This window comes from Chryseobacterium bernardetii (assembly GCF_003815975.1).
Taxonomy (GTDB): Bacteria; Bacteroidota; Bacteroidia; order Flavobacteriales; family Weeksellaceae; genus Chryseobacterium; species Chryseobacterium bernardetii.
Window position 1 is genome coordinate 1,345,987 of the sequence record NZ_CP033932.1, and the last position, 21,516, is coordinate 1,367,502.

Sequence of the window (21,516 nt, forward strand, 5' to 3'; positions counted from 1 at the left end):
ATTGTGAAAGTTAATTCTTGTTTTAAAGAGTAGGTTTCCAGTCAACAACTGCTCTGATAAATGCCTCAGCATTTTCGACAGGAACATTAGGAAGGATTCCGTGTCCTAAATTGGCAATATATCTGTCTTTTCCGAAACGGTTAATCATTTCATTCACCATCTTTTTGATTGTTTCAGGAGTTGAGTGCAGCCTTGCAGGATCAAAATTCCCTTGCAGAGTCATCGTATGGTTAGTTAATGTCCTTGCGAATTCCGGCTTAATAGTCCAGTCAACACCAAGGGCAGAGGCTTTAGACATGGTCATGTCTTCCAATGCAAACCAGCATCCTTTTCCGAATACGACCACATGGGTAAGAGGGCTTAATGCTTCAACGATCTGGTTGATATACTGCCATGAGAATTCCTGATAATCGCTAGGTGAAAGCATTCCACCCCAGGAATCAAAAATCTGTACTGCAGAAACCCCTTTTTCTACTTTTCTCTTAAGGTAAGCAATTGTAGTATCAGTAATCTTTTGAAGTAATAAATGAGCAGCTTCAGGCTGTTGGAAGCAGAAAGATTTAGCAATATCAAAAGCTTTACTTCCTTTTCCTTCCACACAGTAGCAAAGGATAGTCCACGGAGAACCGGCAAAACCGATCAGTGGGATTTCATTGTCTAATTTCTGTAGTGTTAATTCAATAGCATCAAAAACGTATCCTAAAGTATCATTCACATCCGGAGTTTCAATATTCTGAACCTGTTCCATTGTTCTGATCGGGGTATCCAACCAAGGCCCAACAGATTCTTTCATCTTGAAATCAATCCCCATAGCCTGAGGAACTACCAAAATATCAGAAAACAGGATCGCTGCGTCTAAAGGAAATCTGCGGATAGGCTGTAGTGTAATTTCAGCAGCAAGTTCAGGGGTCTGGCATCTTGTAAAGAAATCATACTGGTCTCTTAAAGCAATGAATTCCGGCAGATATCTTCCAGCCTGCCTCATCATCCAGACAGGAGGTCTTTCAACGGTTTCTCCGCGAAGTGCTTTTAAATATAGGTCGTTTTTTATCATAATCTATTTAAACTAATATCACCGTGTAAATCCGGTAACAGATATTCTAAAATTGGTTCACGATTTCCTGTCTTATCAGCTCGAAAACAGAGCTCAGCGTATTTTCTTCAGACGTAAAAATATTCTCGTGAGTATAATTTCTCAATTCCCCTGAGGTAGTTTCTCCAATCGAAAACAGCTTCATATCTTTCAGGGAATTTTGCTTTGCAAAACTACGAACTCCGCTTGGACTAAAAAATACTGCAGCATGATATTTTTCAGGAATTAAAGGATTGATTTCCTCGGTATTGTAGATCGTAATCTTTTTATATTTAATATTTTGAAGCGGAAGCTCCTTGTCTAGGACATTGATGGCAAGATTGCCACAGAAGTGGAGAAACTTTTCATGTTGGCAGTTCCCTATTATAAATCGGGAAAGAGCATCAGCATTCCGTAATACTTTAAATGTCCCAAAACCATGTTTTCTTAGTGCTTTCTTCGTTTTTTCACCCACGCAGTAGATCTTGTTGTAGTTTTTAGCCGTGAAATTTTCATTAGGCTTAAATCTGTTTTTGAAAAAAGCAGCAACACCATTTACGCTGGTAAAGATCAGTGAATAGTTTTTCAGATCAAACGGACTGATCAGAATAGGTTTGGTCTTAATTACCTCAACGCAGTCCACCGAAATATCCTCTCCTAATTCTTTGGATATTGTTGCCTGGTCTATATTTTTGGTAAATAAGATTTTCATGTCTGTAGGATTAGAATATGAAAAGATGTTACAAAAGAATTTGAAATCTAAATAATCTTAGATCTGGCTTTTGATTTCTGCCATTAATTCTTTCCCGCCATTTTCAAGCACTACTTTTGCAAATTTCTCTCCAAAATTTTCTGTAGCGTTGTATTCGAAGTTCTCATCAAGAGCAATGCAGTTTTTACCATCCAGCGAGCACAATGCTGCTGTAAAGCGGATCTGATCCTCAATGATTTCTGCAAAAGCTCCGATAGGCGCTGTACATCCTCCCTCTAAAGTGCTCAGGAAGTTTCTTTCGATTTCTACACAGATCTGAGTAGGTTGGTGGTTGATCTGCTTCAGGATTTCATTGATCTCCGGCTTGTCAGAATGTCCTGCAACGGCAATAACACCCTGGGATGGGGCAGAAATCATTACCGGAAGCATTTCATAATCAATTTCCATTTTCATCCTTTTAATGCCGGCCAACGATAGGATAGTGGCATCAAAGTCTCCATCTTCAAGTTTTTGAAGACGGGTCTGTATATTTCCACGGATATCTGAAAATTCAGTGTTCGGGAAGTGTCTTAACCAGAAAGCTCTTCTTCTCAGGCTGCTTGTGGCAAGCTTCAGTTCATGAAGTTCTTTGTTTTTTGCAGATTCTTTTCTGATCAGAATATCCTGAGGATAATCTCTTTCCAGGTAAGCTACCATCTCAATATTCTGAGGCAACAGAGTAGGGACATCTTTTAAAGAGTGAACAGCAATATCAATCTCATCATTCAATAAGGCTACATCAAGGTCTCTTGTGAAAACCCCGGTAATTCCCAGTGAATATAAGGGCTGATTAAGGTTCTTATCGCCAGAAGAAACGATAGGAACAATTTCCGTTAAATAATTGTTGTTCTGAAGGTGCCTCGCAACCTCTCTAGCCTGCCAAAGTGCAAGTGCGGAATTTCTTGTTCCGATTCTAATGCTTTTCATTGAATTCGTTGTTTGGTTGTTCAACTAATATTTCGTGCATTAATTTACTAATTTCTTCGGCTTTTAAAGGATTATCGATGATATATTTTGCAAAACGGTTGGTAATTTTCTGGATCATTTTATCAGAAAGTTCCATGTCCGTAATGTCTATATATTTATTTTTCTTGTAAAAATTATGCATTTCATTGCGTTCCATGTTCTTTAAGACTGCTTTGAAATGATGAATGTTGGGTGCCAGTTTTCTCTTTTTCTCCCATTCAATGAAGTCTTTCATCAGTTCTTTAATGATCTTCTCTGCTTTAGGAATTTCTTTTTCCCTTTGCTGGATTGTTTCCTGAATCTGTTTTGAAAGCTCATCAACATCAATTAAGGTTACATTCTTATTTTCTGTAACATTCTTTTCAACATTGTGAGGAATAGAAAGGTCTATCACCAGTGTTTCCTTTCCGTTCGGGAAATGCGATTGGTTGATGATGGGGTGTTTGGCCCCGGTAGCTACAATAAGAATATCCGTGTTTTTTAATTCCTTGTCAACATCAGCATAATCAACGTGAGGAATATTATATTTCTGGGAAATTTTCTCAGCTTTCTCCTGAGTTCTGTTGGCGATTTTAATTTTTGGCTGATAAACATGCTTTACCAGGTTTTCAACCGTATTTTGTCCAATCTCACCTACACCAAGAAGAAGAATATTCTTTTCAGTAATTCTTTTCTGGCTGTTTAGGATATAATGAACGGCTGCATAGGAAACAGAAGCTGCCCCGTTGGAAATTCCCGTTTCGTTCTTGATCCTTTTTGAAATCTGAATGGCTGCATTAATGGCTCTTTCCAGATATGGATTAGAATTCTGTCTTTCCTTTTTAAAGCGGTTATATGCTTTTTTGATCTGACCGATAATCTCAAAGTCTCCGATAATCTGACTTTCTAAGCCGGCAGCCACTCTGAAAAGGTGTATTAAAGCCTCTTCTTTAGTCAGGATATTAGCAAACTGAAGAAAATCCGTAAGATTTACTCCGATGGTTTTGCAATATTCTTCTGCCACTAAAAGATAATTGGAAGATGTGGTATAGATCTCGGTCCTGTTACATGTGGAAACCACAAAAGCATCCCCAAGATCTTCCTGATGGACGCGGGAAACAAAGTTTTTGATGTTTTCATCAAAGAATGCAAACTTTCCTCTCGTTTCTACATCGGCCTTTTCGTAGCTTATAGAAAGCACGGCAAAATTCGATGTTTGATGGATGTTGGAATACTGTAACATAAGCAGTGGCAAATTTACGTTTTTTTTAATTAATCATTCTCTGATAGTGTATATGATAATTATCGTAAAAAACTATGATTATTAACTCAATTATGTAGAGAAGTAAAAAGTCCAAAAGCTTCTGCTGCAAAGGGAATTTTGGAAATTCCTCTATTGAACCATTGTTTTTTTACTTTTCTTTGTGTTTTTTCAACCAAATTACCCGGTTAATTTTAGTTGAAATCAAACTCTGTAATTATCTAAACAGAAAGTTAATAAAGAATTATAAATTTTAATAAAATTTTAACCAAATTAAGTTGTGATGAAATTTCTTTACTAGTGTTAAATTTATATCTTTGTAAACTTAAAATCAGAAGAAAAATATGAGTTTATTTGATATGTTTACGCAAGAAATTGCGATAGACCTGGGAACGGCCAATACCCTTATCATCCATAATAATAAAATTGTTATAGATCAACCGTCCATTGTTGCCATTGAACGTTCTTCGGGTAAGCCGATCGCTGTGGGTGAACAGGCTAAGCATATGCAAGGTAAAACTCACGAAGATATTAAGACTATCCGTCCACTGAAAGATGGAGTTATCGCAGATTTCCATGCTTCCGAGCACATGATTAAGGAATTTATTAAAAAAATTCCCGGTATTAAAGGTAAATTCATACAGCCTGCATTAAGAATTGTAATCTGTATTCCTTCTGGTATTACTGAAGTTGAAAAAAGAGCGGTAAGAGACTCTGCTCAGAAAGTAAACGCAAAAGAAGTAAGATTGATCTATGAACCAATGGCTGCTGCTATAGGAGTTGGGATTGATGTACAGAAGCCTGAAGGAAATATGATCATCGATATAGGTGGAGGTACTACAGAAATTGCTGTTGTAGCTTTAGGAGGTATTGTATGTGATAAATCTGTGAAAATTGCTGGAGACGTATTTACTAACGATATTGCTTATTATTTAAGAACTCACCATAACCTGTATATTGGAGAGAGAACTGCTGAAAGAATTAAAATTGAAGTAGGTTCTGCAGTAGAAGATCTTGATGTTGATATTGAGGATATCCCGGTACAGGGTAGAGACCTTATCACAGGTAAGCCTAAAGAAATTATGGTTGGTTATAAGGAAATTGCACGTGCATTAGATAAGTCTATCATCAGAATTGAGGATGCGGTAATGGAAACGCTTTCCCTTACTCCGCCGGAATTGGCTGCTGATATTTATAAAACAGGTATTTATCTTGCCGGAGGAGGAGCTTTGTTAAGAGGTCTTGCGGACAGAATCCATAAAAAGACAGGTCTTCCTGTGTTTGTAGCAGAAGATCCGCTAAGAGCTGTAGTTCGTGGAACTGGTATTGCCCTTAAGAATATGGATAAATTCAATTTCTTAATTAAATAATTTTAACTTTTTACGACTGTATATCTGAATGGGATTTTTGCTGAGATTATTTTCGAAGAACACACTCTTTGTCTTCTTTATATTCCTGCAAATTATTGCTCTGGTTCTGATATTCTCCAGAAATGCCATGCAGAGATCCTGGATTGCAGGCCAGACGGCTGCATTGAACTCATGGGTTTCCGGATATATTGATGAAGGGGTTTCTTATCTGAAGTTAAAACAGATCAATGAAGATCTTGTGGTTCAGAATAAAGCTCTTATGGCAGAACTTTATGGAAAAGACGGAGCGAAAAATCCGGTTTTCAAAAGAGTGCATGATACCATCGGAGGCGGTCAGATCTATACTTTTGTTGACGGTGAAATTGTTTTCAACAGTATCAACAGAAGAAATAACTACTTTACAATCAACCGTGGCCGCAGAGACGGAGTATTCCCTCAGATGGGGGTGATGGCGCCAAGAGGTATTGCGGGGATTGTTATCAATTCTACAGACAGTTATGCATTGGTTCAGTCGGTATTGAGTGTCAATAAGATCAGAATTAATGCGTCACTGAAAAATTCCGGATATTTTGGAACGTTAACATGGAACGGAGATAACTCCAGGGTGATGCACCTTGCAGATATTCCGAAGTATGTTGCTTTAAAAGTAGGAGATACCGTTGTAACAGACGGGAAATCTGCTATTTTCCCGAAAGGGGTAATGATTGGCACTATTGCCGGATATTCAGTAGATAATAAAACCGGTTTTTGGGATATTTCCGTGGAACTGAGTGAAAAAATGGGTGCATTGAGTAAAGTGTATGTCGTGAAAAACCTGAAAAAAGCTGAAGTACAGAAAATTCAGGACACGATGCAGGCTGTAATAAAAAAGGAAAATGATTAGCAGGACTTTATTTACCGATATATTGATCATGATCTTTCTTGTTGCATTACAGATTTTTGTATTGAACAGGATTACTATTTTCGGGAAATATACTCCGGTATTATATCCTGTATTTGTTATGTTCTATCCTTTTTTTAGAAATAAATTTCAATTCCTGGCATTAAGCTTTTTAATAGGGTTATCTATTGATGGTTTCCTTTATTCATGGGGAATTAATGCCTTTGCAACAACGCTGATAGCTTATTTCAGAACGTTGATATTCAGAACGTCTACGGATACATCCACAGACTTTTTCTCTTTTCAGTCCCTGCAATGGGCGCAGTTTTTGCTGTTTTTATTTTCAAGTATTTTCCTGCATCAGCTTTTAGTACAATATATTGAGTTCTTTAAGTTTAGCAGGTTTTTTGAAATATTATTTAATGTTTTGGTGACTAGTGTAATTTCATTTATATTTATCGTTATCTACGCATTAATATTTAAAATCAAACAAAAAGTTTGAACACACGTTATTTAAAAATCTTTTCTGTTCTTGTTGTTATCGCCCTTATTTTTGTGGCGAGACTCGCGTATTTGCAGTTGTTTACAGACCGCTATGCACTGAACGCGGCCAACACTTCCATTAAAATTGAATATGTAATTCCCCAGCGTGGAGTTATCTTTGACCGAAATGGGAAGATCATGGTAGGAAACCAGCCTGCTTACGAAATTTCCTTTACCCAGGCTTTAATGAAACCTGATTTTGATACCTTAGGCTTTTGCAGTCTGATGAAGATTTCTAAAGCGGATTTCATCAACAAGATCAATGTTATAAAAAAAGAAAAGTATTATTCTAAGCTGACTCCTATGACTTTTTTAAAGGATCTTAGCAGAGAAGATATTGCAAGAGTGCAGGAGATTATCTTTAAATATCCAGCCTTTAATATTGTACAGAGACCTCAGCGTCAGTATGAAGTATCTACTTCCGGAAACCTTTTAGGATATACCAGTGAAGTCAATGAAAGAGAGATTAAAAAAGACTCCCTTTACTATTTACCAGGAGACTTTATCGGGAAAACAGGAGTAGAAAAGTCTTATGAAAAAGAACTTCGTGGGATAAAAGGGATGAAGTACATCCAGAAAGATATCAGACTCCGGAATATCGGGTCTTATAAAAACGGAGCTTTAGATAAAGATGTAGTTACGGGTAAAGATATCACTCTGACTATTGATTATGATCTTCAGAGAACCGCTGAAGAAATGCTTGTCAACAAGCATGGTGCAATAGTAGCCATAGATCCTAATAATGGAGAAGTGCTGGTGGCTGCAACCGGACCGGATATTGATCCGAACCTTTTCACCGGACCTAATAAATCTAAAAACTTATATGCCCTGTCAAAAGATACGCTTTATGAAAATAAACCCACTTTTGACCGTTCTTTACAGGCAGGATATCCGCCGGGTTCCACTTTTAAACTGCTAACGGCTCTGGCTGCCATGCAGATGGGAGTAATGGATGAAAAGACTATTTTCCCTTGTGGAGGTGGATTTTTTTATAAAGGAAAAAGAATTAAAGGACATGGTGGAGCTGATCCGCTTATTCCTTCCATTCAGGTTTCCAGTAACTGTTTCTTTACGTATGCATTTATTGCCATTATCAAAAAATATCCTGGAAATCCTTCAAAAGGTGTTGATGAATGGAAAAAGATCATGAGCAGCTTTGGTGTTGGAGAATTTTTAAATAATGACTTTGCTGTAGGGGCAAAGGGAAGAATCCCTTCCGGAGACTTTTATGAGAGAAGGTTTAAAGCCATCATGAAAGCCAGCGGATCCCAGAGAACAGATTTTAAGAATTGGGATGAAATGTCAACCGGTGCCATTTATAATGGAATGGGGCAGGGAGATGTTCTGGTAACACCTATTCAGCTGGCTAATTATGTGGCTGCTATTGCCAACAGAGGATGGTATTATACACCTCATATTGTAAAAGCCATTGATGGGAAACCAAACCCAGACCCAAGATTTAAGGTTAAACATAAAACTCTGGTAGATCCAAAGCATTTTGAACCTGTTCTGAAAGGTATGGAAGCTGTAGTGTTAAGAGGAACTGCAAGAGGATTGAAGTCAAATGATTTTACACAGCTGGCGAAAACAGGTACAGCGCAGGTTCCGCAAGGAAAGGATAACTCTATCTTTGTTCTTATTGCTCCTGCTGAAAAACCAAAAATTGTTGTGGTGGCAGTAATGGAACATGCAGGATTTGGAGCTACCTGGGCAGGCCCGGCGTGTACCGTGATTGCTGAAAAATATATTACCGGAGATCTGAAAAGGGAAAATCTGTACAAAAAAATGATTACCTCGAGTTTCATGCCGGAATACAAAAGGCAATGGATTGCTGATTTAAAACGTAAAGGGCTTTATAAAGATCCTAAACCTGATTCAATTAAACAGAAAAGAATAAAGGATAGTCTGGACCTTATTAAACAACAGAAAGCCAAGCTTCAAAAAAAATTAGAAGAGGACGCTAAAAAAAATAACACTGCTAAAAAAACTACAAAGCAATGAAATGGACAGAAGGAATAGATAAACTGGGCCTTGGGCTGTATTTCCTGCTTTGCATTTTTGCTATTGCGAATATTTACAGTGTTGACCAGAAACTGGGAGAGAAGCAATTAATGTTTTTCTGTATATCTGTATTTGTAGGGCTTATCATATTTGTTGGAAGAAGCAAGTTTTTCGAAAATATGGCAGCTATTATTTATATAGGCGGAGTACTTCTGCTTATTGGTCTTTTCCCTTTCGGAAAGGAGATTTTAGGGCAAAAGAACTGGTATAAGTTCGGAAGCTTTACCATGCAGCCTGTTGAATTTGCTAAAATTGGTACCGCTTTAATGCTGGCAAACTATGTTTCCGGGCCTGATTTTAATCTTAAGAACAGGAAATCATTATTTACAGCTTTAGGAATTATCGGTATTCCGGCAGCAGTAGTCTTGGCTATTCCGGATGTGGGATCTATGCTTGTGTTTATTGCCTTCTTTATTGCTTTGTACAGGGAAGGATTAAGTGGGTTATTATTTGGGATAGGTTTTATTTTCGCTGCTGTTTTTTTAGTAGCCTTAGCAATACCTCCCGTTTATGTAGCTGCAGCTATTATAATCATTGCTGGTGTTCTGATCGCAATGAATTACCATAGAATGTCCTGGGATGTGATTTCTATTTCTGGAATTTCAGGATCTATTCTTTTATTATGCGGACTGGCGTTCGGGTCTCCCTATATTTTAGAAAAACTGCCTAAGCACCAGAGAGAAAGAATTGAGGTTCTTTATAAAGGTGAAAAGGCGTTTAGAGATACTTCGGGGTATAACTTATTGTATTCCAAAACAGCCATCGGATCCGGAGGGCTTTTAGGAAAAGGATATCGGGAAGGATCTGTTACCCAGGGGAAATTCGTTCCGGAGCAGGAAACTGATTATATTTTCTGTACCGTAGGAGAAGAATGGGGATTTGTAGGAAGCGCTATTCTGATTTTATGTTATATGGTGTATATCGGACGGATCTATTACCTTGCAGAGCAACAGAAATCCACTTTTAACCGCGTATTTGGATATTGCTTTGCTTCCATCCTTCTGATGCACTTTTCCATCAATTTAGGAATGGTTATGGGGCTTTTCCCAACTGTTGGGATTCCGCTTCCTTATTTCAGTTATGGAGGAAGTTCTTTGCTGGCCTTTTCTATGATGACTTTTATTTTCTTTAAGCTTAATTATTCGGATAAGAACAGCTTAGTATAGCTATTTCCAAAACAACTTAACTTATTTTTAGATCTGCAGAATCTGTGGACGCTATTGGTATACTTATAAATCACTACTTTTTATGAAAGACGCTTTTATTTTGGATCAAAATTTTGAAAATACAGATTTTACCCGGTTTCCATTGGAAAAAGGTGAATATGAGAACTGTACCTTTAAGAATTGTAGTTTTGAATATGGAAATCTATCCGGTTTCAGTTTTACAGACTGTGAGTTTACAGGTTGTAACCTCAGCATGACAAAACTTGCTTCTAAAGCATTCAGAGATGTATTTTTCATGGGATGTAAAATGCTTGGGCTGCAGTTTAATGACTGTAATGCTTTTGGCCTGTCTTTTAAGTTTGATGGCTGTATTCTGCATAATTCAGTTTTCTACCAGACTTCCATAAAGAAAACTGTTTTCAAAAATTCTAAGCTTGTTGAAGTGGATTTTACAGAATGTGATTTATCAAATGCAGTCTTCGGCAACTGTGATCTGTCCGGAGCTGTTTTCGATAACACTAATCTCGAAAAGGCAGATTTAAGAACTTCTGTTAACTATTCTATAGATCCAGCTTTAAATAGGCTTAAAAAGGCCAAATTCTCGCTCTCAGAAGTCTATGGTCTGTTATATAAGCTGGACATTGAAATAGACAGGAGTAACTAGGTTTTAAAAGCTAAGGTTAATGGCCCGAAATATTGGGTCACAACAAATATCAAAATTTATTATAAATAAAAAAGCCATCAGGAATTCTGATGGCTTCATTATTTAAATCAATTATTTATAAAATTAAAAATTTGCTGGTGTAGCCGGAGTAGTAGACGCTAGATTGTTGTAAGCTTCTCCTTCTTCATTAATTATTCTTTTTGCGAATCTGAATTTAGGCCCCCAGTAAGAATCATTCAGTGAAGAAACCATTACTCCTTTAGATGTTGCTGCGTGGATGAATTTGATCTCACCCTCTTCAGTAACACTTTCTACAATACCTACGTGAGAGATTCTTCTTCCATGAGAAAAGAAGATTAAGTCTCCTTTCTGTAATTCTCCTTTTTCTACTCTTTCCCCTTCCTGAGCCTGAGAAGCCGCTACTCTTGGTAGAGTAAGCCCTGCTGCAGCCCCGAAAACAGAAAGAACAAAAGCTGAACAATCAATACCTTTTCTTGTAGTTCCTCCATATCTGTAAGGAGTTCCAAGGTATGTTTCAGCTTCTTCAAGGATACCGTCGATGGTTTTATTATGTTTGATTGCTTTTGCAATCTCAGAATTCTTAACAGCTTTTTTAGCATTTGCTATAGATGCCGCTTTTTCAGCAAGGAAAGAGTCAATTAATTTCTGCTTATCCAGCTCCATTTTTTTGTTGTCAATAGAAGCTAGTTTGGCATCTGTTTTGTATTCTTTACTGTAAGTTGCTGGTTTTGACACTACATAATTGGTAGCACACGATTGCAATGATACTGTAGTAACTAAAGCGACTAAATAAAACAAAACTCTTTTCTTCATATATATTTGATTAACCGTGTTAAAATGGAATATTTATTTTCAAAAGCATTACAAAAGTAGAGATTCCGAGCAAAAGACCCCTGATATGATAATTGTCAGGATCTTATTTTAACACTATTTAACATATTATTTACATATGTTAAAGAAAAATAAACCGCAACTGCCTATTTTTGGTAAGCCTGCGGTTTTTTTTATTAAGATTCTTTAACAAAATATGTCGATTTTCTTCTATAAATCATGTTTTGTAATTTAAAACTCTAATTTTCGATGCTGTTAAAAAAACAAAATAAATTTTACGGAAATTCATTATTAATAAGGGTTTTGGACGTTTTTTACAGACACCTTTAGATCTTATGTCTCTTTTTCATCTTAAATCAGATTTTGAAAAGTATTTCAGATATGAGTTTTCTAAATCTTAACAAAGGGAGGGGTAAATACAATAAAAAAATTCCTCAGGAAAACTGAGGAATTTAAACTAATATGGAACTTTACAGATGTTATTTTGTAAACAACATTTCTCTGTATTTTGTCAACGGCCAAAGTTCGTCGTCTACCATCATTTCAAGGTTGTCAGAAGCTTCTCTGATTCCTTCAAATAAAGGTTTTACTTTGTTGCAGTATGCTTCTGCCTGCTTTTGGCTGTCTGATATGCTTTTTGCCGCTTCTCTGGCTTTAATAAGGTCTTCAACACCCAGCTTAATTTTAGAAACATTTTCAGAAATGCTGGTGATTAGGCTCATCTGTTCTTTTGCCAACGGTTTAAATTCTTTGTCTCCGAAGATATCTTTAAGACCTTTAACGTTCTCAATTAATCTGTTCTGATAATTTAAAGCAGAAGGAATAATGTGGTTTCTTGCGATATCACTTAATACTCTTGCTTCAATATCAATAACAGTAGAATATTTCTCTAATTTGATTTCGTTTCTTGCTTCAACTTCCCTGTGGTTAAAGATTCCCATTTCTTCATAAAGATCAAGGAATTTCTTGTCCATTTCCTGCTTAAGAGCTTCCGGAGTGGTTTTAAGGTTGTTCAATCCTCTTTTCTTAGCTTCTTTAGCCCAGTCGTCAGAATATCCGTCTCCTTCGAACATAATATTCTTAGACTGCTTGATGTATTCTCTTAACACGTTAAAGATTGCTTCATCCTTCTTCAGGCCTCCTTCAATAAGTGCGTCTACTTCTTTTTTGAAATCATTAAGCTGTTTAGCAGCAATAGTGTTCATTACTGTCATGGATTCTGCACAGTTTGCAGATGATCCTACCGCTCTGATCTCAAATTTATTTCCTGTAAATGCAAATGGGGAAGTTCTGTTTCTATCTGTATTGTCTAATAAAATTTCAGGAATCTTTCCTACTACATTTAATTTTAATTCTGTTTTTTCTTCCGGAGATAATTTTCCGTTGGTTACTTTTTCAAGCTCTTCCAAAACGCTGAACAGCTGGCTTCCGATGAATACGGAGATAATTGCCGGTGGAGCTTCGTTAGCACCTAATCTGTGGTCGTTGCTTGCAGATGCGATACTTGCTCTTAAAAGATCAGCATACTCGTGAACAGCTTTGATAGTGTTAACAAAGAAAGTTAAGAACTGTAAGTTTTTCTTAGGGTTTTTTCCCGGGCTTAAAAGGTTTTCACCTGTATCTGTAGCTAAAGACCAGTTATTGTGCTTTCCGCTTCCGTTTACTCCTGCGAATGGCTTTTCGTGGAATAAAATGTGGAAGTGGTGTTTGTGGGCTACTCTTGCCATGATATCCATCAATAAAGAGTTGTGGTCTACAGCAACGTTTACTTCTTCAAACATTGGAGCCAGCTCAAATTGGTTTGGAGCTACCTCATTATGTCTTGTGGTTACAGGAATACCCAATTTCATACATTCGATCTCCAACTCTTTCATGAAGTTCATTACTCTTGTAGGAATTGAACCGAAATAGTGGTCATCAAGCTGCTGTCCTTTTGCAGGAGAGTGTCCTAACAATGTCTTACCTGTTAATACAAGGTCCGGACGGGATTGGTATAATGCTGAATCTACCAGGAAATACTCCTGCTCCCAACCTAAAGTAGGAGTTACTTTTGTTACATTTTTGTCGAAATACTGCATTACGCTGGTTGCAGCTTCGTCTACAGCGTTCAATGCTCTTAAAAGAGGCGCTTTATAATCTAAAGTTTCTCCTGTATAAGAGATGAAGATAGATGGGATGCATAATGTAGTTCCCATGATGAAAGCCGGAGAAGTGGGGTCCCATGCGGTATAACCTCTGGCCTCGAAAGTGTTTCTGATTCCTCCGTTCGGGAAAGAAGACGCATCCGGCTCCTGCTGAATCAATAAGTTTCCGCTGAATCTTTCAATAGCTCTTCCTCCTTCGATAGGAGTGAAGAAAGAATCGTGTTTTTCTGCGGTTGTCCCTGTCAAAGGCTGAAACCAGTGAGTGTAATGAGTTACTCCTTTGCTCATTGCCCAGTCTTTCATTGCTACAGCTACCTGATCTGCAATGTGTCTCTGGATTTTAGTCCCTTTTTTTACTGCATCCATAATAGACTGGAATGCTTCTTTCGTTAAATATTCTCTCATTGTTTCTTCTGAGAAAACATTTTGGCAGAATAATTCTGATAATTTCACAGGAACTTCAACAGAGTTATCTCTTCTGAAATCCTTAAATGGTAGGGTTTCTAACGCTTTGAATCTTAAGGTTGACATATTTGGGTTAATTTTGATAGGGCAAATTTACGAAAAAAACGAATCAAAAATACTTTGACCCTGAAATTTTAAGGGGTGTTTTGAAATTTCATATAAATTAAACGGCTGTTTGGTGGTTTTTGGATGGGGGTGTTTGTTGTTTTAAGCGGTAAAATCTAATGTTGAAAGGCTTTTTGGGAAGGTGGAAGATGGTAAATACATTTTATATGATACATCCTGTAATCCTATGCGAATTTAAGCTACTTATTAAAAGATAGTTAAAATAAAATGGACAAAGATTTCGTATATTTGTGTGAAATTTATTTTATGACAAATTCTAGAGCAAGAGAAACAACAGAGGCTATTGAAAGATTATACATCTCTATGAGACACTTATTTTATAGAGGATTTTTCAAGCCAGGAGGTGTTTCAGGAGAAAGTATCAGAAGCTTGTTGAAAACCATCAATCCGGAAATTTATGGTACCATGAATATTCCGAACAAATTGGAACTTGATGGTTTAATGTATGTGTTAGATAGGCTTCCGGAAGGGATTGAGGAATGTGCTTTTATTCATCTTACATCTGATGAAGGGTTTGATAAAGGAAGTTTCGAACCTATTGTTCCGAAGAAAAGAAGAAGAAACTGTTATAGAATAGACGAACACCAGATGAATATAGAGGTTCTTTTGGGCCGTTCTGAAATTTATGACATTCTTACCCACCTTACATTTTTATTTATAGAGGCTGATAAAATCCGTAACCTGGCGTTCATTCAGGATGAAAACTGGAAGCCTACCCGTGCCTTCAAAATTATTGAAGAAGTAGTGAAAGGGGAAAAGAAATTCAGCAGAAAAGAAAAAGAAGTGGCATTAATCCACCTTTCTTCTTTAATAGGAAGGACTTTTGATGAAACATTAAGAGCTTACAATACTTTTGGGGATGATAATAACCCGGACCGTTTATTTAAAATCATCTACAATCTAGGGAAAGTAAGTCTTGAAGATGCAAAAGGAACTACAGAAAGAGAAATTCATTTCAGTGCGATATTAAAGGAAAGGGTAGGACATCACTATTTTGGTGAGAAATGGGCCAATAAAGTGAAAGATGTTTTATTTGAAAACAATCTTCATACCCGCCCGCTACATATCATTTCTGCAAACATGCACTCCGTAAAAAATATGCTGTATGCTAATGATGCCCTTAAAAAGAAACATCATCATGAGGTAGATTATAAACTGTATGAAGAGATTTCCAACAAAAAGGATCTTCGTGACAAGGTATTAAAATTTGCCATGGATGAAGGAATGATCCATATTGCTGATAAAAGCGGAAGTAATATCGATGTACAGATCATTGACCTCAGCAAAACAAACCTGAAGAATACTCCATTTGCCGATGCTAAGTTTTCAGGAGATGATGTGGTAATGGTATTTGACTATGCTTTCGGAGAGCAGGCTTTTGAAGTAATGGATGAATTGCTGAAGCCTTACGAACATAAAGGAGAAGTGTATATGATGCACGTAAAGTCTGTTTCCATTATGGGTAAAGCTGGTATTCTTACCGGGGAAAAGGGAGATATTATGATTCCGACTTCTCACATCTTTGAAGGAACCGCAGATAACTATCCATTTGAAAACGCGTTGAAGCTTGAGGATTTTAAAGATGATGAACTGAAAGCTTTTGAGGGACCAATGATTACTGTTTTAGGGACTTCTCTTCAGAATAAAGATATTCTTTCTTACTTTATGAACACGTCATGGAGAGCGATTGGTCTTGAAATGGAAGGCGCTCATTATCAGAAAGCGATTCAGGTAGCATCCAAGATCAGACATCACATTTCACCGGATCTGTTCGTTTGTTATGCATATTATGCTTCGGATAATCCGTTGGAAACGGGAAGTACCTTATCTTCAGGGGGATTAGGTCTTACAGGGGTAAAACCAACCTATCTGATTACTTTAAGAATCCTTGAAAAGATCTTAAAAAGCGGGAAGAAAGAAGTTTCTGCTAAAAAATAATTTTAATTTCCTACGATAATATAATCCTCAGCTGTTTTTACAGCTGAGGTTTTTTTGTTTTAAAGGGATCTTACCATCTGCAAAATTAACGATAGCTTAAAATCCGTTCTTTAATTGTTTATCTTTAGAAAAACATATCTATTATGAGTTCAATATCACAATTAGTTAAAAGATTCAGGGAAGTAATGCTTGATGGTCTTTGGATAGCCAATACGAACTTTAAAGATCAGCTTTCTGACGTCACCTGGGAACAGGCCGTCACAAAGATTGGCTCTTTAAACACCATTGCTATGCTTACTTTTCATATTGACTATTATATTGCCGGAATTATTCCTGTTTTTAAGGGGGGAAATCTGGAAATAAAAGATCAATACAGTTTTGACCTGCCACCTATAGAATCTAAGGAGCAATGGAATGCTTTATTGAATAAGCTGTGGTCAGATTCTGAACAGTTTGCAGAATTATTGGAAAAGATACCGGATTCAAAGCTCGATGAGGTATTTGTGGATGAAAGGTATGGAACCTATCAAAGAAATATTGATGGGATGATTGAGCATGCCTATTATCATTTAGGGCAAATCACTTTGATTAAGAAATTATTGAAAGCCCATTAAGATTAATGGATACTATCCATTATCATCTGTGAAAATCAGTGGGTAAAAAAAATTTACAACTCCTTTAACAATTTAGAATAAGATTCATCTAAAACCAGATAAAAACAGGACAAAACCTTGTTATAACTCCACATTTGAGGGTTTTGTTTAAATTACCTACCTTTAGAAAAAATAAAATTTTAAATGAGAAAATCGGCTGCAATCATTTTTGCGTTTATCATTTCACAATTTCAGGCTCAGCAAGGAGCTTATTATCAGCAGGCTGCGAAGTACAGGATGGATATAGATGTCAATGCTGAAAAATTTACCTATCAGGGAAAACAAACTTTAGAATACACCAACAATTCGCCGGATGAGCTGAATGTGGTTTATTTTCATTTATACTGGAATGCTTTCAAACCTAATTCTATGATGGATCAGAGAGTAACTTCTCAGGGCAAAAATGGTGACGGAAGACTGCAGAAAGATGGTATCTCAAGATTGGCTTCCATTCCAAAAGATCAGGAAGGCGCTCAGAATATTCACTGGATTAAACAAAATGGTAAGGATCTGAAGTTTGAAGTTCAGGAAACGATTATGAAAGTATATCTGGCAGAACCTATCAAGCCCAATTCAACCACAACTTTCACGATGGATTGGGATGCCGTGATTCCTCAACAGATCAGAAGAAGCGGAAGAAACAACAGAGAAGGGGTGGATATGACGATGACTCAATGGTATCCTAAAATTGCTGAGTATGATTATGATGGCTGGGCAACTTTTGATTACCTGGGAAGAGAGTTCCATGCACCATTCTCAGATTTTGATGTGACTATTAAAATCAATAAAGACTATGTAGTAGGAGCTGGAGGAATTCTAGAAAATCCAACAGAGGTAAAAGGATATGATGCTGCTGCCAAGATTAAGACAGAGAAAGATAAAAAAGCAACCTGGAAATGGTCTGCAAAAAATATTCTTGATTTTGCATGGAGTGCAGACAGGGATTATTCTGTAGAAAGTTTTAATGTTCCGGAAGGACCAAAAGTATATTTAGTGTATCAGAAAAATGATAAAACTAAAGTTTGGGAGGAAGCTCAGCCGTATATTACCAAGTATTTCCAGATTATGAATTCCCACTTCGGGAAGTATGTGTACCCAACATATGCCTTTATTCAGGGAGGTGACGGAGGAATGGAGTACGGAATGTGTACCATGATCCTTGGGGAAGCCAAAGATATTAAGGGATTGATGGGATTAATGGCGCATGAAGGAGCCCACTCATGGTATCAGCAAATGCTTGCAACCAATGAATCTGTACGCCCATGGATGGATGAAGGATTTACGAGCTATGCAGAAGGATATACCATGTATCAGCTGTTTCCGGAAGAACTTCCTAATCCGTTTGCCAATACACTGAATGCATACAGAAACTTTGTTAAAAAAGGCATTGAAGAACCTGCTGTCTGGTTAGGAGATCACCATGATAACGGAACATCTTATACTTATGCTTCTTATGTAAAAGGAGAATTGTATCTGGTACAGTTAGGTTATATAATGGGTGAACAAAACCTTGCAGAAACTTTAAAACAATATTATGATCAATGGAGTATGAAACATCCGTCAGACAGGGACTTCCTTCATATTGCGCAAAAAGTTTCAGGAATGGATTTAAAATGGTTCCACAATTACTGGATCAATACCACCAAAACAATTGATTACGGAGTTAAGGATATAAAATATGATGCGAAATCTACAACTGTAACCCTTATCAATAACGGTCAGGTACCAATGCCGATTGATTTCAGCATAATGACTACGGATAAAAAGATTGTTACCTATCAGATCCCAATGAATATGACCCATACCTGGAAGGAAAAAGATGCTTATGGAGAATTCAAGACGATGCCTTACTGGCCTTGGACCCAAAAAGAATATACCATCACCATTCCATATACAAAATCTCAATTGTCTGTATTGGGAATAGATTTCAGCCAGAGACTTGCAGATGTGAATATGGCAGATAATATTGTAGAAGTAAAATAAAAGATAAACATAGAGATAAAAGGAGTATTTATAAGTACTCCTTTTATTTTTTTATAAATTTGGAGCTCAAATTTTTTCAAATCATAGCCTGTTTAAATATAAATGAATTCAATTGTAATTAACATAGGGAACAGCAATATCAGATTCGGCCTTTTTAATGGTGATAATTGTGATATTTCATGGGTAATCAATACAAAACCTTACAGAACGGCAGATGAACTTTATGTACAGATGCTGATGCTTTATCAGACTTATAAAGTAGAACCTAAAGAAATACAGAAAGTAATTATTGGCTCTGTAGTACCTCAGCTTACGAAAGTAATGAGCTCCGGAATAAAAAAAATCCATGGCATTACTCCGGTAATTGTAGACCGTGCAACTCCATCAGGAGTGCAGGCAAAATCAAAGCAGATGGGAACAGATATTTATGCTAACCTTGTTGCTGCCCATAATCTTTATCCCAACAGGAAAAAGATCGTTATTGATTTCGGAACAGCGCTTACAGCAAGCTGTGTGGCGGAAACGGGTGAAACCTTAGGTGTAATTATTGCTCCTGGAATTGTTACTTCTTTAAACTCTTTAATCAGCCAAACTGCCCAGCTTCCTGAAATTGAATTGAAAAGACCAAAATCAGTACTTGGATTAGACACAGTAACCTGTATGCAGAGCGGAATGGTATATGGTTTCCTTGGAATGGTGGAAGGTTTCATTGATCGTATTAATGATGAGGTGAATGATGACTGCTTTGTTGTAGCTACAGGAGGTGTTTCCCATGTATATAAACCTTTAACGGAGAAAATTCACGTGATGGATAGGCTGCATACTTTGAAAGGACTTTACTTCCTTGGAAAAGATTTGTAAATATCTTACCTGTGATTAATTTTTTTCCCAGATAACTATAAATAAAATGAAAGAGTTAAAAGAATTTCCGGTAATAGAAACAGAAAGATTGATTCTCTCCCGATTGGAAGAGAAAGATATTCCTTTTATTGTGGAATTTCTTCAGCATAGAATCTATTCGGATCTTACATCCAATATTCCTTATCCTTACACTGAAAATGATGCTAAGTTCTGGCTGAAAATGTCTAAAGAGGCCTTTGATAGCAAGACAGGCTTTACGTTTGGGATTCGAAACAAGGAAGAACAGCTTATTGGAGCTATCGGACTTCACGACAGAGAGGACGATAAGGCGGAATTAGGATATTGGATAGCAATTCCTTACTGGAACAAAGGGTATGTTACCGAAGCAGCCAGAGCTGTTATTAATTTTGGCTTTAAAGATCTGGAAATCAATAAAATTTATGCTACTCATTTCCTTCACAATCCTGCCTCCGGAAAAATTATGGAGAAAATAGGAATGGAACAGGAAGCGCTTTTGAAGCAGCATGTAAAAAAAGACGGGGAATATTATGACCTTGCCATGTATTCTATCTTTAAAGATTCATTGGAGTAACCCTTTATAAAAATGTAAAAACAGCCTGATGGCTGTTTTTTTAGTTTATTTGATTGCTCTTATTCATTCATATTTGGTGAAAAAATTACCTCTTGCTTTTAAAGAAGTCTTTAACAATAGCAGAACATTCGTTTTCCATAATGCCTGTTACAACCTCTGTTTTTGGGTGCAATGAAAGGTGCTTATTAATAAAGCCTCTCTGTTCATCCCGGGCACCAATGACTACTCTGGAAATCTGTGACCATGAAAGGGCACCTGAGCACATAACACATGGTTCCATCGTAACATACAGTGTACAGTCTTTTAAATATTTACCTCCTAAGAAATTGGCTGCTGAGGTTATCGCCTGCATTTCTGCGTGGGCTGTTACGTCATTTAACGTTTCTGTAAGGTTATGTGCCCTGGCAATAACACGGTTATTGGAGACAACCACACATCCAATAGGTACTTCATCCTGCTCTAAAGCTGCCTCTGCTTCCTGCAGTGCCATTCTCATATAATATTCGTCAGTAAACATCTAATTTAATCAACCATCGTTAACGTTAAAGGAATTCTGAAACGGAATCTTGCGGGATCACCCTTTACCATTGCTGGGGAAAATTTTTCAGAAATAGAGTACAGCGCAATTTCTGCCTGCCTGTTAAACGTGAAATTATCTCCCTGGGCATGAACATTACTGATTGTTCCGTCTTTTTCTACAATAAAGACAACATCTGTTTTTACTGTTTTGGAGTTGGAATTCACACCATCTACATACAAAAGATCTGCAACCTCCTGCCTCAGGGTATTGATGCCGCCGGGATAGTCTGCAATCTTTTCCACATTTGCAGACGTATCATTAAAATCCTGAACAATTCCTGCTGTAGTTTTTAAAGTCTGAAGATCTTCAATATTTCTTACTCTCAATAAAGCTCCAATTAATGCGGTATTCTCAATGCTATCCATTTTTTTCATGAAAAAGAGGAAATCTCCTTTTATTACATTCTTTTTAAGGGCATTGGGTTCCGCATCAAACTTTTTCCTGAATTCATTATTCAGCATACCTCTGTGCTGGTTGTAATAATTTTTCACCAGCCGGAATTCTTCTTTCTGCTGAGATAAGCAAAACGAAGAGATCATACAAAAGACACAAATGAATAAAGTTCTCAAAAAGGGATATTTATGTAAATATAATTAAAAAATATGAGAA

Annotated in this window: 19 protein-coding genes; 11 read left to right on the forward strand and 8 right to left on the reverse strand. The window is 36.9% G+C overall.

Translation table 11 applies throughout. The features are described 5' to 3' along the window. Positions 1-22 precede the first annotated feature (22 nt). From hemE to hemA, 4 genes are read right to left on the reverse strand one after another with little or no spacing between them, the layout of a single operon-like run. Positions 23-1,054, reverse strand: coding sequence for a uroporphyrinogen decarboxylase (gene hemE, locus EG339_RS06325; RefSeq protein ID WP_123869372.1), 1,032 nt, complete (start codon positions 1,052-1,054; stop codon positions 23-25). Positions 1,055-1,100: 46 nt separating this feature from the next. Beyond that, a complete protein-coding gene (locus EG339_RS06330) occupies positions 1,101-1,784 on the reverse strand; it encodes a uroporphyrinogen-III synthase (RefSeq protein ID WP_123869373.1) in 684 nt (227 codons plus the stop codon). Between the two features lie 57 nt (positions 1,785-1,841). Continuing rightward, positions 1,842-2,750, reverse strand: coding sequence for a hydroxymethylbilane synthase (gene hemC / locus EG339_RS06335; RefSeq protein ID WP_123869374.1), 909 nt, complete (start codon positions 2,748-2,750; stop codon positions 1,842-1,844). After that, positions 2,737-4,011 carry a glutamyl-tRNA reductase gene (hemA, locus tag EG339_RS06340; RefSeq protein ID WP_123869375.1) on the reverse strand — a complete coding sequence of 425 codons (1,275 nt, stop codon included), beginning with the start codon at positions 4,009-4,011 and terminating at the stop codon, positions 2,737-2,739. The genes hemC and hemA overlap by 14 nt, the downstream gene beginning before the upstream one ends. A 362-nt stretch (positions 4,012-4,373) precedes the next feature. Between hemA and EG339_RS06345 the strand changes: the two genes are divergently transcribed. The 6 genes from EG339_RS06345 (at position 4,374) to EG339_RS06370 (ending at position 10,713) form a co-directional block, all read left to right on the forward strand. Then, positions 4,374-5,399: a rod shape-determining protein gene (locus EG339_RS06345; RefSeq protein WP_002982450.1), complete on the forward strand. Its 1,026-nt coding sequence runs from the start codon at positions 4,374-4,376 to the stop codon at positions 5,397-5,399. 28 nt (positions 5,400-5,427) lie between these two features. Next, positions 5,428-6,282 carry a rod shape-determining protein MreC gene (mreC, locus tag EG339_RS06350; protein ID WP_123869376.1) on the forward strand — a complete coding sequence of 285 codons (855 nt, stop codon included), beginning with the start codon at positions 5,428-5,430 and terminating at the stop codon, positions 6,280-6,282. Then, positions 6,275-6,781: a rod shape-determining protein MreD gene (locus EG339_RS06355; RefSeq protein WP_066694303.1), complete on the forward strand. Its 507-nt coding sequence runs from the start codon at positions 6,275-6,277 to the stop codon at positions 6,779-6,781. Before mreC ends, EG339_RS06355 begins: the two co-directional genes overlap by 8 nt. Next, complete coding sequence (locus EG339_RS06360; protein WP_123869377.1) at positions 6,778-8,823, forward strand: penicillin-binding transpeptidase domain-containing protein; 2,046 nt, start codon at positions 6,778-6,780, stop codon at positions 8,821-8,823. The genes EG339_RS06355 and EG339_RS06360 overlap by 4 nt, the downstream gene beginning before the upstream one ends. Continuing rightward, positions 8,820-10,049 (forward strand): rod shape-determining protein RodA, encoded by a 1,230-nt coding sequence (rodA, locus tag EG339_RS06365; protein ID WP_123869378.1) that lies wholly within the window; start codon positions 8,820-8,822, stop codon positions 10,047-10,049. Before EG339_RS06360 ends, rodA begins: the two co-directional genes overlap by 4 nt. An 82-nt stretch (positions 10,050-10,131) precedes the next feature. Next, positions 10,132-10,713 (forward strand): pentapeptide repeat-containing protein, encoded by a 582-nt coding sequence (locus EG339_RS06370; protein WP_123869379.1) that lies wholly within the window; start codon positions 10,132-10,134, stop codon positions 10,711-10,713. 123 nt (positions 10,714-10,836) lie between these two features. Here the strand turns inward: EG339_RS06370 and EG339_RS06375 are convergent, their stop codons facing one another. Continuing rightward, positions 10,837-11,547: a C40 family peptidase gene (locus EG339_RS06375; RefSeq protein WP_123869380.1), complete on the reverse strand. Its 711-nt coding sequence runs from the start codon at positions 11,545-11,547 to the stop codon at positions 10,837-10,839. A 497-nt stretch (positions 11,548-12,044) separates the two neighbouring features. Beyond that, positions 12,045-14,240 (reverse strand): glutamine synthetase III family protein, encoded by a 2,196-nt coding sequence (locus tag EG339_RS06380; RefSeq protein WP_123869381.1) that lies wholly within the window; start codon positions 14,238-14,240, stop codon positions 12,045-12,047. A gap of 306 nt (positions 14,241-14,546) precedes the next feature. Here EG339_RS06380 and EG339_RS06385 point away from each other — a divergent pair, with 306 nt between their 5' ends. The 5 genes from EG339_RS06385 to EG339_RS06405 all read left to right on the forward strand — a co-directional run bounded on the left by EG339_RS06385 (position 14,547) and on the right by EG339_RS06405 (position 20,327). Further along, positions 14,547-16,238 (forward strand): DUF6909 family protein, encoded by a 1,692-nt coding sequence (locus EG339_RS06385; RefSeq protein ID WP_123869382.1) that lies wholly within the window; start codon positions 14,547-14,549, stop codon positions 16,236-16,238. Between the two features lie 143 nt (positions 16,239-16,381). After that, positions 16,382-16,852, forward strand: a complete 471-nt coding sequence (locus tag EG339_RS06390) for a DinB family protein (protein ID WP_123869383.1) — start codon at positions 16,382-16,384, stop codon at positions 16,850-16,852. Positions 16,853-17,035: 183 nt separating this feature from the next. Then, positions 17,036-18,874: a M1 family metallopeptidase gene (locus EG339_RS06395; RefSeq protein ID WP_123869384.1), complete on the forward strand. Its 1,839-nt coding sequence runs from the start codon at positions 17,036-17,038 to the stop codon at positions 18,872-18,874. 102 nt (positions 18,875-18,976) lie between these two features. Beyond that, complete coding sequence (locus EG339_RS06400) at positions 18,977-19,735, forward strand: type III pantothenate kinase (protein ID WP_123869385.1); 759 nt, start codon at positions 18,977-18,979, stop codon at positions 19,733-19,735. 46 nt (positions 19,736-19,781) lie between these two features. Then, positions 19,782-20,327 carry a GNAT family N-acetyltransferase gene (locus tag EG339_RS06405; protein WP_123869386.1) on the forward strand — a complete coding sequence of 182 codons (546 nt, stop codon included), beginning with the start codon at positions 19,782-19,784 and terminating at the stop codon, positions 20,325-20,327. A gap of 85 nt (positions 20,328-20,412) precedes the next feature. On the opposite strand, the gene EG339_RS06410 is transcribed toward EG339_RS06405, so the two are convergent. After that, positions 20,413-20,844 (reverse strand): nucleoside deaminase, encoded by a 432-nt coding sequence (locus tag EG339_RS06410; protein WP_123869387.1) that lies wholly within the window; start codon positions 20,842-20,844, stop codon positions 20,413-20,415. A 5-nt stretch (positions 20,845-20,849) separates the two neighbouring features. After that, complete coding sequence (locus tag EG339_RS06415) at positions 20,850-21,446, reverse strand: hypothetical protein (RefSeq protein WP_228459711.1); 597 nt, start codon at positions 21,444-21,446, stop codon at positions 20,850-20,852. Between the last annotated feature and the right edge of the window lie 70 nt (positions 21,447-21,516).